Here is a 14,905-nt window from a genome sequence, read left to right as displayed (position 1 = left end):
AAGTTTACTTATAAAATTGAAATAGTTCTCTTCCATTTACTGCTCATTTCATTTCACACCTGAATATTCTCTCTCTCTTAATAGTAATAATTGAAGCAACATCACACTTTGACCCCCGTAAGTTAAACGATTTTCTGCTATTTACGATATGCTTATTCAGTCACGAACAAGGCAAACCATTTGAAAGAATGGGACGCAAAGCTTCCGGCCTAACAGAGTGTTATTTGGGTAACATTTAACACTTTTAAGGTAGCGGGGTTACCGATGGATTTAACGCAAAACCTGCTTCAGGATTTGACATGCTTTTGACATATATTAAGTGTGCTTTGCTAATCTAAACTCCTCGCTTATATGTTAGGTGACTCCCAGATTTATTTCACCGAGAAGTCGCATGGATAAACCAATACTTAAAGACACCCTAAAATTATTCGACTGCTTTGACAGTGTTAAATCACGGTCCATGTTTGGCGGTTTTGGCATTTTTTCAGGTGAAACGATGTTTGCACTTGTCGTAAAAAATAAGTTACACCTTCGTGCCAATGCTAAAAATATTGAGCAGTTTAAAAAAGCTGACTTAACCCCTTATGTTTATGAAAAACGCGGTTTTCCCGTTGTGACTAAGCATTTTGCAATACCTGATACCTGGTGGAATACTCCAGAGATGATCATTGAACACGCACGCGGTTCTTTAGACGGTGCAAATAACGACAAAGAAACAAAAAGTAAAGTTGGGCCTTCACGTATCAAAGATTTACCCAATTTACGGTTAGCGAATGAACGTATGCTGAAAAAAGTAGGTATTGATACTGTCGACAAGCTTGTAGAAGTTGGCGCTATTGATGCTTATAAAGCACTACTCGATACACATGATAATAATCTCAACATCGAGTTGCTTTGGGCTTTAGAAGGCGCGATCAGCGGCAGACATTGGTCGGTGATCAGTGAAACAAGACGCGGAGAGTTGTTAGGTTTATTACCTTAAGCCATTCGGTCAAAAACAACACTTTTTACAATATAAAAAACGGGGCTTTGGCCTCGTTTTTTATAGCTCCAGCCTCCTGAATGTCAGGATTACGTCAAAGATTGACTCTTCTCACAAATACTGTTCACAAAAGCATCAGTTAACTTTTAATCTTACCTTAAATAAGTAAAATACTGGCTAGCAGCAGAACAACCAACGTCAAAAAATTGTTTTTAACTACTTATGGCAACTGTTGCATGAAGGTAGCGCCACTTTAATGACGCTTCATAACCTTCGTCATAACCAACGTGCAGTCTCTTTATAGATTGCAAAAAGTGAGGCAAGTATGCTCTGTTCAAAGCCTTTTCCTGGGCAAACAGACCACATATTCAAAGACAAATTTAACAAATGGCCAAAGTTATTCCGTGCCTTTGTTCTTCTTAGCCTACTCCCTCCAGCTTTAGTCATGCTACTAGTCTCTCAGCAACTGGCTCCTCTTAATGCACTCATTGATACAGTTACCCTGACATGCGGCTTTAATATCATGCTGATTGTATGGGGCGTATTACTCAAAGTTCGCGCTCGTAAATACTGGTATCGAAACTATCACATTGGCAAAACACTGGTCCTTGCATGCCTGCCTTTCATCGCATCAGCTTATATCGCTTTGTCTGATATTCCGGATAACCGTGTTGTGCAACAAGAACGCAGCCAAGCTGTAGAAGTAGCCATTAACTAAAAAGCTGCTCAAATTACAGACACTCAGCGGCTATTTTCAGTTTTTCTCTAATTAATTGAAATATTTGCGTCCTTCGTTGGGTCTCCTTTATTACCTTGGTATAGCATTGGTGCTATATCATGTGTTCATAAGGAAACGACGCAGTGCGCCTCACGAAAAAAAACAAATACTCCATCTTTGTCCGCCCATTACTTTGGCTACAGAAGCGTAATTTCGGCGCAGAACTGAACCCTTCTTTGCTGTGGGGACGCCGTCCACCACTCTTTTGGTTAGTCGCAGGATTTTTTGGCTACCTTGATCGCCGCCACTCTCCACTCTCACCAGTTACGCGCTCTATTGTTTGCGTCCGTGTTTCACAACTTAATGATTGTGAGTTTTGTGTTGATGCCAATGGCATGCGCCTAGCAGAGCGTTGTGATTCTGTTGAAAAAATCAAAGCTCTTTCCCAATGGCAGCAATACATCACCTTATTCACCGATGAAGAAATAGCGGTGCTGCATTATGTTGAAGCAATGACTATTACAGGGCAAAAAGTAACAGAAACGATGCTAGCTGATCTGCAACAGTGGTTTGATGAAGATAGCCTCGTTGAACTTACTGCACTGATCGCTTTTCAAAATCTATCAGCTAAGTTTAATACCGCGCTAGATGTGCCTGCGCAAGGCTTTTGCTCCATCCCTATCACATCTGCACTGAACGATAACAACTCGGCCGATAAACAGGACGCGTCATCGGCTACACAACCTCCACCATCAAGTAAATCGTAGGAGTTATCTCATGGATAAAAAGAAACTACTGCTCATTACCATAATTGCCACGCTTATTGGAAGTTGGTTCCTGTTTGATTTAGGCCAGTACTTCACATTAGAGCAAGCGAAGGCGCAGCAAGTCGCATTGCAAGATACGATAGCAGCACGTCCCTTCTTCGCGAGTATCGTGTACTTTTCGATTTATATTGTTGTAACGGCACTCTCTTTACCGGGCGCGGCAATCATGACTCTACTGGGTGCGGCATTATTTGGTTTTTGGTGGAGCCTGATTTTAATCTCGTTTGCGAGCACCATTGGTGCGACACTCGCCTTCCTATTTAGCCGTTATATTCTTCGCGACTGGGTACAAGCTAAATTCGGGCATCGTCTGGCGCCTATCAATGCAGGCATTAAAAAAGACGGTCCTTTTTATCTATTCACATTGCGATTAATCCCAGTGTTCCCGTTCTTTCTGGTGAACCTACTAATGGGGTTAACACCGCTATCAACCAAACGCTTTTACTTAGTCAGCCAAATCGGGATGCTGGCAGGTACGGCTGTTTATATCAACGCGGGTACGCAGCTTGGCGAAATAGAATCTCTCGGTGGCATCATCTCAGCCCCTGTGCTTATTTCTCTCGCGCTATTAGGGGTTTTCCCACTGGTCGCGAAATTTGTTATGGGCATTATCGAGCAGCGCCGCGTATATGCTGACTGGACACCGCCTGAAAAATTCGACCAAAACATGGTCGTGATTGGTGCGGGTGCGGGTGGCTTAGTCAGTGCCTATATTGCTGCTGCAGTGAAAGCGAAGGTTACTTTAATAGAACGCCATAAGATGGGCGGTGATTGCTTAAATACAGGCTGTGTACCCTCAAAGGCTGTTATTCGTGCGGCACATGCAATGTCTGAAATTACCCGAGCAAAAGAATTCGGCATTACTACGGGCGATGTGAAAGTCGATTTTAAACAAGTCATGACGCGCGTTCATACTGTCATCGACAAAATTGAGCCACATGACTCTGTTGAACGTTATTCGTCGTTAGGTGTGAACTGTGTCTCTGGTGAAGCCCGCATTTTGTCGCCATGGGAAGTTGAAGTAAACGGTGAGCGCATTACCACCCGAAACATCGTGATTGCGACGGGTGCTCGCCCACTGGTTCCTAATATTCCGGGTCTACAAGATGTTAACTACCTTACCTCAGACACTATTTGGCAGCTAAAAGAACAACCCAAGAAACTCCTTGTTCTGGGTGGCGGGCCGATTGGCTGTGAACTCGCACAAAGCTTCCAACGATTAGGCAGCCAAGTTACCTTGGTCGAAATGGTTGACCAACTGCTTATCCGCGAAGATGCTGATGCCGCAGAGTTAGTGCATAGCAAATTACAAAGTGACGGCGTCGAGGTCAAACTCAACCACAAAGCCTTACGCTTTGAATCTATCGAACAGGATGATGGCTCTCGCATCCAACGTGCTTACCTTGAGCATCAAGGGCAGACTGTCACCACTGACTTTGACTATGTCATGCTCGCGCTTGGGCGTGTTGCTAACGTACAAGGTTTTGGCTTAGAAGAACTCGGCATTACCACAAGCGAGCGCGGCACAGTAGAAGTGAACGACTACCTGCAAACAAAATACCGCAATATCTTTGCTGTTGGCGACGTTGCAGGGCCTTTTCAACTAACTCACGCTGCTGCGCATCAAGCATGGTTTGCGGCGGTAAATGGCCTGTTTGGGCAATTTAAAAAATTCAAAGCCGATTATTCGGTACTGCCCGCAGCCACCTACACATCACCAGAGGTTGCTCGTGTGGGGATCAATGAAAAAGAAGCCAAAGCACAAGGCATTCAATACCAAGTCATTACTTACGGTATTGATGATTTAGATAGAGCGATCACAGACGGTGAAGATTACGGCTTTGTCAAAGTCATCACCCCCAAGGGCAAAGACACTATCTTAGGGGCAACAATTGTCGGGAGTAATGCTGGTGAAATGCTCGCTGAATTCACCCTAGCAATGCGCCACAACTTGGGGTTAAACAAGATCTTAGGCACAGTTCACCCTTATCCAACCATGAGCGAAGCCACAAAATATGCGGCGGGACAATGGAAGCAGGCTAATGCCCCTAAAATGCTGTTAAACTGGGTCGAGAAATACCACGAATGGATGCGCCAAGGTAAAAAGCAGCCTGTCGCAAATCAAGCAGCCGAGCCGCTAAAAGAAAATAAGGATATGTAATGCAACGCTCACCTTCTTTCAAGCGCCTGTACTCAGGCGCAATGACACTACTGACAGCCTTAACCATAGCGGCAAGTACAGCCTATGCGGAAGCACCTTCAATGGCAATCGAACAAGATTGGCAGCAAGTACTTCAACAAGCCAAAGGTGAAACGGTTTACTTTAATGCGTGGGGCGGTAGCCAAGAAATCAACGAATATCTACGTTGGGCTTCTCGCGAACTACAGTCGCGTTACAACGTCACGCTAAAGCAGGTGAAAGTTGCTGACATTGCAGAAACCACGCAGCGTTTACTTGCAGAAAAAACCGCAGGGAAAAATAACGATGGCAGCGTTGATCTGGTGTGGATCAACGGCGAAAACTTCCGCTCGATGAAACACAGTAATCTTTTATATGGGCCATTTGTATCTTCATTACCTAATTGGGTGTTTGTCGATAAACGCTTGCCTGTTGATGTTGATTTCACCGAACCGACTGAAGGGCTAGAAGCCCCTTGGGGAGTGGGACAGTTAGTCTATATTCATGACACCAAGCAATTAAATAACCCGCCTAAGAACTTCTCTGAGTTATTGAGCCTAGCTAAAGCCTACCCCGGTCAGATTAGTTATCCTCAACCTCCAGAATTCCATGGATCGAGCTTCCTGAAAGCGGCTTTGATTGCATTAACTAATCAGCCTGAACGTTTAGCCACGGCGATTGATGCGACTCAACAAACTGAATTGTTCCAGCAAATCACATCGCCACTGTGGGCGTACTTGGATCAACTTCACCCTGTTGCATGGAAACAAGGCAAACAATTCCCATCAGGTAGTCCGCAAACCATTCAGCTATTGGATGATCGTCAATTGTTGATGGCGATTACCTTTAACCCTAATGCCGCCAATGCAGCTATAGAAAATGGAAAACTACCTGAAACCGCACAAGCTTATGCGTTTGATCAGGGGGCTCTCTCCAATATCCATTTCCTTGCTATTCCATGGAATGCTACAGCGAAAGCTGGTGCAAAAGTTGCAATCAACTTCTTGCTAAGCCCTGAAGCACAAATGCGTAAAGCGGACACCCGTATTTGGGGTGACCCATCAGTGCTTAAAGAAGAGGCCTTACCAGCAGGTGAACGTGGGTTTGCACTGTTCAAACCAATATCTGAACCACATCCAAGCTGGCAAATCGCATTAGAGCAAGAATGGCAAAAGCGTTACGGCCACTAGCGCCTACGCGTTAAGGCTTTGCTCAGCAAAGACTCCGACTTTACCACCGCGCTTATGGTTCGTATCTATGACCATAAGCGCAAATAGACAAGAAATGGACAGTTAGACTAGATGTTGATCCACGTGTTGTTTTTAAGTGCCATCTTACTGTGCATCTTACCGCTTCTTCCGGGCATGGCAGGGATATTACTTCCGGCTTTCTCTTGGCTACCTGTAGCTGGAGCTAGTCAGTTTAGAGGGCTTGATGCCGTTAATCTGAACGGATTTCATCAAGTGCTTTCATGGCCGGGTGTGTCACAATCCATTCAGTTATCACTCTTTACGGGGATCACCAGTAGCGTGATCGCTTTGGCGCTCACCTTCTTTATTCTTCAAGCTAATTGGCACAAACAAGGCTGGCAAAAAATTGAGCGCATGCTCTCGCCTATGCTCGCGATGCCTCATGTTGCTTTTGCGATTGGCTTTGCTTTTCTTTTCTCGCCGACAGGTTGGATTTACCGAGTAATCGAAGGGCTTGGTTTCACAACTCATAACGCACCATCGTTAACTCAAGATCCCTATGGCATCGGCCTAACCCTCGCGTTAGCAATTAAAGAAACCCCTTTCTTGGTACTGATGAGCGTCTCGGTATTAAAGCAACTCAATGTTGACCGACTGTATGCTTCAGCATCTGGGCTTGGCTACAACCGTGCCAATATTTGGCTGAAAGTTATTTTGCCGCAATGGCTACCCAAAATGCGATTACCGTTTTATGCCGTATTAGCGTTTGGGTTATCTGTCGTCGATGTAGCACTTATTATTGGCCCTACCCGTCCACCCACATTTTCGGTCTTAATTTGGCAATGGTTTAATGAACCCGATCTTTCTTTACTTCCACGTGCAGCCGCAGGGGCATTATGTCTATTAATACTTGCCTTGATCACTTTGGCTACTGCACGTTTTGGGGAATGGTTAGTATTACAACGCTGGCGTCGATGGCAAATTAGTGGGGCGAAAGCTCGCCAATTGATAGGTAACACGGGTTATTTACCTTTAGTGATTATTCCACTGTGCATTATTCCAATTCTAATTATGTGGTCTTTTGCTCAACGCTGGCGATTCCCCGATATGTTGCCAAGCCGTTTGAGTGATCGCTTCTGGCTGCAAGAGCTACCAACATTATGGGAATTATCATTCAATAGCCTTGTACTGGCTGTCATCAGTACTGCTATTGCCCTTATATTAACCATCGGCTGTCTAGAATACAGAGACAGACACCAACGCAGCATCCCGTTTTGGCTTATTGCGATACCTATGGTAATCCCGCAATTATCATTACTTTTTGGCTTACAAGTCACCACGCACTTTATTCCAGGACAGCATTATTGGTTATGGGTTTGCTGGAGCCATATCCTCTTTGTGTTTCCCTATCTCTATTTAGCGTTAGATGGCCCATGGCGTAGTTTTGATGTTCGTTTGTATCAATCAGCCCGTAGCCTTGGCTGCACACACTGGCAAGCATGGTGGAAAGTGAAGCGTGTTTTACTTCAGCCCAGCCTTTGGATTGCCGTTGCAATCGGCCTAAGTGTCAGCCTTACTCAATATCTGCCTACGCAAATGTTAGGTGCCGGCCGCGTAACAACCATCACAACTGAAGCCGTTGCGCTTGCTAGCGGGCAAGATCGACGAGTAAGTGCAATATACGGTATTTTGCAGGGGTTATTGCCTTTCATTTTCTTTTCGCTAGCCCTTTTTGCTAGCAACCATAGTGGTGTGCGCCCACAATCAAACACGAAACGGAGTACAAGCACGGATGAGTTTATCTGTGGAAAACCTAACTATAAGTAACACTTTCGCATCGGCAGATTCAGCCGTATTAGTTAACGCATTAAGCTTTAGTATTGATAAAGGTGAGATTCTGACAATTATGGGCCCAAGTGGCTGTGGAAAGTCGACACTATTAAGTGCAATTGCTGGCCATTTAGTTTCCGCATTTTCTTTGTCCGGTGATATCACACTTAATAACAGCAGTATTCTAGATCTTGAACCTAACGAACGCCGAGTTGGTATTCTTTTTCAAGATGACCTTCTTTTCCCGCACCTGACTGTTTGGGAAAACTTGGCGTTTGGTTTGCCCCAAAACATTCGATACTCAGCACGAAAAGCACGAGCATTTGCCACCTTAGTTGATATTGATTTAATTGAACTTGCCGAGAAGATGCCATCAGAAATTTCTGGCGGTCAACGTGCACGTATCAGCCTAATGCGCACCCTGCTTTCAGAGCCTCATGCCCTGCTACTGGACGAACCTTTCAGTAAACTTGATAAAGCGCTACGAGAGACATTTCGCACCTTCGTTTTTCAACAAATACAGCGAAGTAACATACCCGCAGTAATGGTCAGTCATGATGTGGATGACATCCCGTACGGTGGTGCTGTTCTTGAATGGCCATGGACTCAAGGAGTAACGCATGCTTGATCAATACGCCATTAAGATTATTCGCTGGCCATTAAAAACCTTATCCGCTTTGCCTGATAAACTTGGTATTACCGCAAACCAAGTAACCGTTACAGGCTTTGTTATTGGCTTATGTGCATTACCAGCCTTAGCGTTTCAGCAATACACCTTGGCTTTGTGCTTTATTGTTATTAATCGACTTTTTGATGGTTTAGATGGCGCAATCGCTCGCCGCCAAGGTATTACCGACTGCGGCGGATTTCTGGACATTACACTCGATTTTCTATTTTATTCCATGGTGCCATTTGGTTTTGTTATCGCAAACCCAGAAGCCAACGCCATCGCTGGTGCATTCTTGATTTTTTCATTTATTGGTACAGGTTCCAGTTTTCTTGCTTTTGCCATCATGGCGAGTAAACGTAATATTGAGAGCCCAGTATATAAACAAAAGTCGCTTTACTACATCGGTGGCTTAACCGAAGGGACAGAAACCATTGGTTGCTTCGTCCTGTTTTGTTTACTGCCTCAGCACTTTGCTCTCATTGCGTGGATTTTTGGCACTTTGTGTTGGATAACAACCACCACACGTATTTGGGCTGGTTACCAAACATTAAAATAAACCATTCGATTCATATGCTCATTTAAAGGTGGCGCATTCGCCACCTTAACTCTATATTTTGGTCAATCATCGCATCCATTCTTGATGCAACTGCTCACTATCACCTAAATATTGTAAAAGCCAATCGACTGCTGGGTTTTTACTTTCTTTATTCCATGCCAAACAACATGGGCTATCAAACGGTTTTTTTTCTAACTGACACTCAACCAACTCCCCTTGTTCAATCCGAGGGATCGCCATGTGCGTTGGTACAACAGAGATCCCTAAGCCAGATTTAATACACTGTAAGGCACTATGCCAATTAGGCACCATAATACGGCGCTGATTATCAACCAACCAGGTCGTACGTTTAGGTAAGGTACGCGCTGTATCTTCAAGGCAAACTGCTGGGTATTGCGCTAAGTCTTTATCCCCTAAAGGCGCTTGGACATTCACCAACGGATGATTAGGCGCAACGACAAATTTCCACGTCAGTATTCCCATGTCACGATAATCAAAATTGCCACCAACAGGAATAGCGGCTGTTGCACCAATGGCTATATCTGCACGCCCATCAGCCAAGGCATCCCAGACGCCGTTAAATACCTCCATGGTTAAGTGCAGTTCCACATCGGGAAACGCTTTATAAAAATCCCGAACCAAGGTATTTACGCGACTTTCACGCACCACAGTATCCAACGCAACTGAAACATTTTGCGACCAACCATTTGCTACACGCTGTGTTTGCAAACGAATGCTATCCATCTGTTTTAATAGATCCCTCGCCTGCTCAACAAAATAATGCCCTGCAGGGGTTAATTCTACCTTACGGTGTAACCTAACAAATAATTCGACAGCTAATCGCTCTTCTATTAACCGAACGGTATAGCTGATCGCACTCGGTACTTTATGCATCTCTTCCGCTGCGGCAGAAAAGCTTCCTCTACGCGCAACCACATCAATAACTTGCAGATCATTGTACGAAAACATATCAAATCAATTTTTTTGAAAGCAATGGTGAAATATTAACGTTTCACAGCTGTAACTACCAGATTTATCATAGCGGCAATAAAATAATGAAACTCGGTCAATTAACATGAATAAACAACCTTCTAATCTAACTTTAGTGTGGTTTGCTTGCTTAAGCATGCTAGGTTTTCTAGCAACAGATATGTACCTACCGGCTTTTGAAGTAATCCGAACTAATTTCGATACTTCTCAATCACTTATTGGTCTTACTTTAAGTGTTTTCCTACTAGGTATGGCACTAGGTCAATTGGTTTACGGACCACTATCTGATCGCATTGGTCGTATTAAAGTTCTTCTTGGTGGCATGACGCTATTCAGTATTGCTTCTGCCCTTTGTGCGATGGCGCCAAATGTTGAAATATTTCTATTTACTCGTTTCCTACAAGCTTTAGGTGCATGTAGTGCAACGGTAATCTGGCAAGCAGTGGTTATTGACCGTTACGAAGGCAAAGTATCTGAGCGTGTTTTTGCGACCATCATGCCTTTAGTTGCGCTATCACCTGCACTTGCGCCGCTAGCAGGTGCACTTCTTGAGCACCAACTAGGCTGGCGTAGCATTTTTATTGCACTGGTTGCTTTTGGTGCAGTATTAGCAGTTATGACGCTTAAAGAAACAGAAAGTGCTCCTGTTGATAAAAAACAGGAGAAAGTGCTGGTTCAATTGAAACGAGATTACCAACAAATCTTAAGTTCAAAAAAATTCGTTGGTAACATGGTTATCTTTGCTGCCTGTTCTGCTGCGTTTTTCGCTTACTTAACAGGTTCACCGTTTGTTATGTCAGCAATGGGTTATTCCGGCGCAGATATCGGTTTAAGCTATGCACCACAAACTGTGGGCTTCATCATTGGTGGCTACGGTTGCCGTGCTCTGCTAGCGCGTTTTGAAGGTAAGCAAATTCTACCTTGGCTGGTTAAGCTATTCTTCGCAAGTGTGCTTGTGATGTTCTTAATCTCTACCAACACTGAACCAACAACAATCTGGCCTATCCTGATTCCATTCTGCTTCTTAGCCGTTGCCAATGGTGCGATTTATCCAATCGTTGTTAGCCAAGCATTAGAAGACTTCAAAAACTGTAGCGCAACTGCGGCTGGTCTTTTGAACTTCCTACAAACTATGATTTGTTTTGCAGCAAGCGGTATCGTGTCTGCATTCGCTATGCACGGCCTATTAACCGTAACAACGGCTATGTTTGTCGCGGGCTTCCTTTCAATCATTGGCTTTGCCATTGTTGTTAAAGCGCGTCGCCAAACAGTGCTTAATGAGCAAACTGCATAACATTAAGTTTCTGGCATAACAATCCAATAAGGCTACCTTCGGGTGGCCTTTTTTATCTTCGTCATAACCTCGTTAGAACCCTCTGCTCTAAACTCTTTTCTTACTTTTAAATATAACTTCACTTCGTTATTTACCTTCTCGTGCACGACTTCTTTATTCACTCTCTACCTATCAAGTCATTAAACTCAAACAGGTTAAAATCAAGCTCAGTCGCCTCTAGGGTTCTACAGGCTATTTTCCTCACTTTTCTCTGACCTATCTAGTCCCCCATCAATTAGCATTCAGTACCTTTACCTATAAAAAGCACAAAAAACAAACAAAAATGCAACAAGATAGATTTTTTATACATTTTTCTTGCATAATAATTCCACATAAGTAGTATAACCAACAAGTGATGATTAATTCAGTATTTAAGCATGAGTATTCAAGTTAGCAACATCGATAAACATTACGGCGATACGCAAGTGTTGCATGGTGTCAGTTTCAGCTGCGACGCTGGTGACACGCTTGTTTTACTAGGCCCAAGTGGCGCAGGTAAAAGCTCGTTACTGCGAGTGCTGAATTTACTAGAAACAGCAACAACCGGCGAGATGACTGTCGCAGGCTGCCAATTCAATTTCAGCAACACAATTGAAGAAAAAGCCAGCTCCGCACTACGCAAAAAAGTCGGCATGGTATTTCAGCAATATAATTTGTGGCCGCATATGACAGTGCTGCAAAACCTAATTGAAGCACCAATTAAAGTTGCAAAAATAGGTAAAGAGCAAGCTAAACAACAGGCTCTAGAAATCTTAACCATGTTACAACTTGCTGATAAAGCAGATAATTGGCCACTACAGCTTTCGGGTGGCCAGCAACAACGTGTGGCTATTGCCCGTGCACTTATGATGAAACCCGATGTTTTATTATTTGATGAACCAACGGCAGCACTAGACCCAGAGATCACCAACCAAGTAGTCAATATTATAAAGACACTCAGCCAAACGGGTATTACACAAGTTATCGTTACGCATGAAGTCGACTTTGCGAAAAAAGTCGCCAGCCACGTGCTTTACCTTGAGCAAGGCAAGATTGTTGAGTACGGCACTCATCAGGTATTTACCACGCCTGAGACGCCAGAGTTTACTGCGTATTTATCACATTAGTTCCCGTAAAAAGACATGTATACCCAATGCTGTTACTCACACTTATTGGCATAACAAAGTGAATAACGAAGCAAAATGAATAATAAAGCCTGCCAGTTTATTCAAAATAAGGGCTGGCTTACGCTAACACACGGAGTTTTATCATGAAAAAGATTGTACTTGCTTCTCTTATTGGCCTGGGTCTGGGCTTGTCTTCTGCACAAGCAGCGGCGCAACAAGAAATCAAATTCGTTATGGAGGCGACATACGCTCCTTTTGAATACGTTGATGCAAATAATGAAATTCAAGGTTTCGATGTTGATTTGGCGAATGCACTTTGTAAAGAAATCGACGCCAAGTGCAGCTTCCACAATCAACCATTCGACAGTCTTATTCCTGCGTTAAAATTCCGTCGTTACGATGCTGCTATTTCAGGTATTGATATAACAGAGCAACGCCAGCAGCAAGTGAGCTTCACCGATGCTTATTACGACAACGCAGCTGCTTTTGTCGCATTAAAAGGCAAAGTTGCAGACCAAGCAGCCTTAGAAGGTAAACGTATTGGGGTGCAAAATGGTTCGACACACCAAAGTTATTTAATCGATAAAATGTCTGGTGTGACTGCAGTACCATACGCGAGTTACCAAGATGCCTTCATTGATATGCAAAACGGCCGTATTGATTCGATATTTGGTGATACTGCAGTGGTTGCAGAGTGGTTTGAGAAAAACGACAAGCTGGCCTTTATTGGTCAGCCAGTAACAAACGCTAAATACTTTGGTAATGGCTTTGGTATCGCGATAAACAAAGACAACCAAGCACTTGTGACTCAATTAAACCAAGCCCTGAAAACCGTGAAAAACAACGGCCAATACCAAGCTATTTTTGATAAATACTTCGCTAAGAAATAGGTGTAGATATGTTAGTACCTGAATTTCTCACGGGATATAGCGCTACCCTGCTTTCAGCTGGCTGGGTAACCATTAAACTTTCGTTGGTTAGCGTACTCGTCGGCTTGGTATTAGCAGTCATGTTTGCAGGTGGTGAAATGTCTCGCCACCGCTTTATCGCTTGGCCAGTAACAGCTTTGGTGACGATATTGCGCGGCTTGCCTGAATTGTTAGTCGTCTTGTTTATCTTTTTTGGTTCGACCCAGATATTATTTTTACTAACAGATCAGTACGTTGAAGTTAGCCCATTTCTTTCTGGTGTTATTGCACTTTCCCTTATCTTTGCTGCATACGCATCGCAAACATTACGGGGAGCGTTAAAAGCAGTTCCTGCTGGCCAACGTGAAGCTTATCGTGCACTAGGTATCCATCCGCTTCATGGCTTTGTTCGTATTATATTACCTCAAGCAATACGCCATGCACTGCCTGGGTTAACGAACCAATGGTTAGTCTTACTCAAAGATACAGCACTGGTTTCTTTAATCGGCGTGACCGATCTGTTGAAGCAAGCACAATTAACTTCAGCTGCAACACACGAAAGTTTTACTTGGTACGCAGCTGCTGCGGCTATCTACCTTATTATCACGTTAATTACGCAACGTGTCGTTAAACAGCTAGACAATAAATTTAGTGCGCAAGGCTTTTCACAAGGAGTTAAAGCATGAATGAACAACACATGTGGCAACTCACAGATGGGTTATTGACCAGTCTAGAGCTAACAGCCGTTTCGTTAATAGTGGGTTGCTTGTTAGCACTACTCATGACCGTTACCTTGATAGCAAGAACACCCATAGTGCATTGGCTAAGCCGTGGGATTATTACCCTATTCACAGGTACACCTTTATTGGTGCAAATATTTTTGATCTATTATGGTCCAGGGCAATTTGATGCTATTCGTGAAAGTATTGCATGGCACTGGTTAAGTCAGCCATGGTTTTGTGCCATGTTAGCGTTAGCATTAAACACCGCGGCTTATAGCACTCAACTTTTCCATGGCGCCTTTAAAGCGATTCCTCATGGACAATGGGAAGCCTGTAAAGCGCTTGGTATGGAAAAAGTAGCGACCTTAGGCGTGTTATTGCCATATGCCATACGTCGGGCCATTCCAGCTTATTCCAACGAGGTGATACTTGTTTTTAAAGGAACATCGTTGGCTAGCACCATCACAATCATGGATTTGATGGGCTATGCCCAGCGTATAAACGCACAAACCTACGATACACTAACCGTATTTGGTTTTGCTGGTGCTTTCTATTTGGCGGTAAATGGTGTGCTTACTTTGGTTTTTCGACAGGTAGAAAAACGGGCATTAGCATTTGAAGCAGCCTAATAATTAATAGCTTACTCTTACTTTACAGCCTCATACCCTCGATTCATCTCTAAGCATCGTACACTCGGTGCTTAGTAATTCTCCTCGCAAAAAGACAACCAACCTCGTTTTATACTTACAGACCTCACCTATTTTGTATCTGCTAACATTAAATAACGGTAATAGCCTACAATTTATTGATAACTTTCATAATGTAATTAAATCCCCAATTATCTCAGCCAAAAGTCAATGTAAAATACCTAATGAGGATAATAATGATTACCAA

14 protein-coding genes and 1 riboswitch are annotated in these 14,905 nt (G+C 43.6%); of the genes, 13 read left to right on the top strand and 1 reads right to left on the bottom strand.

Annotated elements, in window-relative coordinates:
- Nucleotides 1-160 precede the first annotated feature (160 nt).
- Nucleotides 161-266, top strand: a riboswitch (cyclic di-GMP riboswitch).
- A gap of 125 nt (nucleotides 267-391) precedes the next feature.
- From ASV53_RS17040 to ASV53_RS17005, 8 genes are all read left to right on the top strand, one after another.
- On the top strand, nucleotides 392-982 hold the full coding sequence (locus ASV53_RS17040; protein WP_062690513.1) for a TfoX/Sxy family DNA transformation protein: 591 nt from the start codon (nucleotides 392-394) through the stop codon (nucleotides 980-982).
- 325 nt (nucleotides 983-1,307) lie between these two features.
- Nucleotides 1,308-1,700, top strand: a complete 393-nt coding sequence (locus ASV53_RS17035; RefSeq protein ID WP_239928832.1) for a hypothetical protein — start codon at nucleotides 1,308-1,310, stop codon at nucleotides 1,698-1,700.
- A gap of 143 nt (nucleotides 1,701-1,843) precedes the next feature.
- On the top strand, nucleotides 1,844-2,467 hold the full coding sequence (locus ASV53_RS17030; protein ID WP_094957962.1) for a carboxymuconolactone decarboxylase family protein: 624 nt from the start codon (nucleotides 1,844-1,846) through the stop codon (nucleotides 2,465-2,467).
- Between the two features lie 10 nt (nucleotides 2,468-2,477).
- Nucleotides 2,478-4,688: a dihydrolipoyl dehydrogenase gene (gene lpdA, locus ASV53_RS17025; protein WP_062690511.1), complete on the top strand. Its 2,211-nt coding sequence runs from the start codon at nucleotides 2,478-2,480 to the stop codon at nucleotides 4,686-4,688.
- 41 nt (nucleotides 4,689-4,729) lie between these two features.
- Nucleotides 4,730-5,896: an ABC transporter substrate-binding protein gene (locus ASV53_RS17020; protein ID WP_094957964.1), complete on the top strand. Its 1,167-nt coding sequence runs from the start codon at nucleotides 4,730-4,732 to the stop codon at nucleotides 5,894-5,896.
- Between the two features lie 114 nt (nucleotides 5,897-6,010).
- Nucleotides 6,011-7,723 carry an ABC transporter permease gene (locus tag ASV53_RS17015; protein ID WP_094957963.1) on the top strand — a complete coding sequence of 571 codons (1,713 nt, stop codon included), beginning with the start codon at nucleotides 6,011-6,013 and terminating at the stop codon, nucleotides 7,721-7,723.
- Nucleotides 7,689-8,354: an ATP-binding cassette domain-containing protein gene (locus tag ASV53_RS17010; protein WP_094957961.1), complete on the top strand. Its 666-nt coding sequence runs from the start codon at nucleotides 7,689-7,691 to the stop codon at nucleotides 8,352-8,354. Before ASV53_RS17015 ends, ASV53_RS17010 begins: the two co-directional genes overlap by 35 nt.
- A complete protein-coding gene (locus ASV53_RS17005) occupies nucleotides 8,347-8,952 on the top strand; it encodes a CDP-alcohol phosphatidyltransferase family protein (protein WP_062690509.1) in 606 nt (201 codons plus the stop codon). Before ASV53_RS17010 ends, ASV53_RS17005 begins: the two co-directional genes overlap by 8 nt.
- Nucleotides 8,953-9,018: 66 nt before the next feature.
- Here ASV53_RS17005 and punR read toward each other — a convergent pair whose 3' ends face one another.
- Nucleotides 9,019-9,921, bottom strand: a complete 903-nt coding sequence (gene punR / locus ASV53_RS17000; protein ID WP_062690508.1) for a DNA-binding transcriptional activator PunR — start codon at nucleotides 9,919-9,921, stop codon at nucleotides 9,019-9,021.
- 106 nt (nucleotides 9,922-10,027) lie between these two features.
- Here punR and punC point away from each other — a divergent pair, with 106 nt between their 5' ends.
- The 5 genes from punC to artM all read left to right on the top strand — a co-directional run bounded on the left by punC (nucleotide 10,028) and on the right by artM (nucleotide 14,640).
- Complete coding sequence (gene punC, locus ASV53_RS16995) at nucleotides 10,028-11,236, top strand: purine nucleoside transporter PunC (RefSeq protein ID WP_094957960.1); 1,209 nt, start codon at nucleotides 10,028-10,030, stop codon at nucleotides 11,234-11,236.
- A 416-nt stretch (nucleotides 11,237-11,652) separates the two neighbouring features.
- Nucleotides 11,653-12,381: an arginine ABC transporter ATP-binding protein ArtP gene (gene artP, locus ASV53_RS16990; RefSeq protein WP_094957959.1), complete on the top strand. Its 729-nt coding sequence runs from the start codon at nucleotides 11,653-11,655 to the stop codon at nucleotides 12,379-12,381.
- 143 nt (nucleotides 12,382-12,524) lie between these two features.
- On the top strand, nucleotides 12,525-13,271 hold the full coding sequence (locus ASV53_RS16985; protein WP_094957958.1) for an arginine ABC transporter substrate-binding protein: 747 nt from the start codon (nucleotides 12,525-12,527) through the stop codon (nucleotides 13,269-13,271).
- An 8-nt stretch (nucleotides 13,272-13,279) separates the two neighbouring features.
- Entirely contained in the window at nucleotides 13,280-13,975 is a 696-nt protein-coding gene (gene artQ, locus ASV53_RS16980; protein WP_094957957.1) for an arginine ABC transporter permease ArtQ, read from the top strand.
- Entirely contained in the window at nucleotides 13,972-14,640 is a 669-nt protein-coding gene (gene artM, locus ASV53_RS16975) for an arginine ABC transporter permease ArtM (protein ID WP_062690504.1), read from the top strand. Before artQ ends, artM begins: the two co-directional genes overlap by 4 nt.
- Nucleotides 14,641-14,905: the final 265 nt, after the last annotated feature.

It is taken from the genome of Photobacterium sanguinicancri (assembly GCF_002265265.1).
In the GTDB taxonomy this organism is placed as follows: Bacteria; Pseudomonadota; Gammaproteobacteria; order Enterobacterales; family Vibrionaceae; genus Photobacterium; species Photobacterium sanguinicancri.
Note: the sequence above shows the minus strand (reverse complement) of the source record. Positions and strands in the feature narration are given on the sequence as shown.

What these genes read in the sequence shown, in the direction of transcription:
- lpdA (WP_062690511.1), top strand. Translation starts at nt 2,478, where the DNA reads ATGGATAAAAAGAAACTACTGCTCATTACCATAATTGCCACGCTTATT.
- artP (WP_094957959.1), top strand. Translation starts at nt 11,653, where the DNA reads ATGAGTATTCAAGTTAGCAACATCGATAAACATTACGGCGATACGCAA.
- ASV53_RS17040 (WP_062690513.1), top strand. Translation starts at nt 392, where the DNA reads ATGGATAAACCAATACTTAAAGACACCCTAAAATTATTCGACTGCTTT.
- ASV53_RS17005 (WP_062690509.1), top strand. Translation starts at nt 8,347, where the DNA reads ATGCTTGATCAATACGCCATTAAGATTATTCGCTGGCCATTAAAAACC.
- ASV53_RS17035 (WP_239928832.1), top strand. Translation starts at nt 1,308, where the DNA reads ATGCTCTGTTCAAAGCCTTTTCCTGGGCAAACAGACCACATATTCAAA.
- ASV53_RS16985 (WP_094957958.1), top strand. Translation starts at nt 12,525, where the DNA reads ATGAAAAAGATTGTACTTGCTTCTCTTATTGGCCTGGGTCTGGGCTTG.
- artM (WP_062690504.1), top strand. Translation starts at nt 13,972, where the DNA reads ATGAATGAACAACACATGTGGCAACTCACAGATGGGTTATTGACCAGT.
- punC (WP_094957960.1), top strand. Translation starts at nt 10,028, where the DNA reads ATGAATAAACAACCTTCTAATCTAACTTTAGTGTGGTTTGCTTGCTTA.
- ASV53_RS17010 (WP_094957961.1), top strand. Translation starts at nt 7,689, where the DNA reads ATGAGTTTATCTGTGGAAAACCTAACTATAAGTAACACTTTCGCATCG.
- ASV53_RS17020 (WP_094957964.1), top strand. Translation starts at nt 4,730, where the DNA reads ATGACACTACTGACAGCCTTAACCATAGCGGCAAGTACAGCCTATGCG.
- punR (WP_062690508.1), bottom strand. Translation starts at nt 9,921, where the DNA reads ATGTTTTCGTACAATGATCTGCAAGTTATTGATGTGGTTGCGCGTAGA.
- artQ (WP_094957957.1), top strand. Translation starts at nt 13,280, where the DNA reads ATGTTAGTACCTGAATTTCTCACGGGATATAGCGCTACCCTGCTTTCA.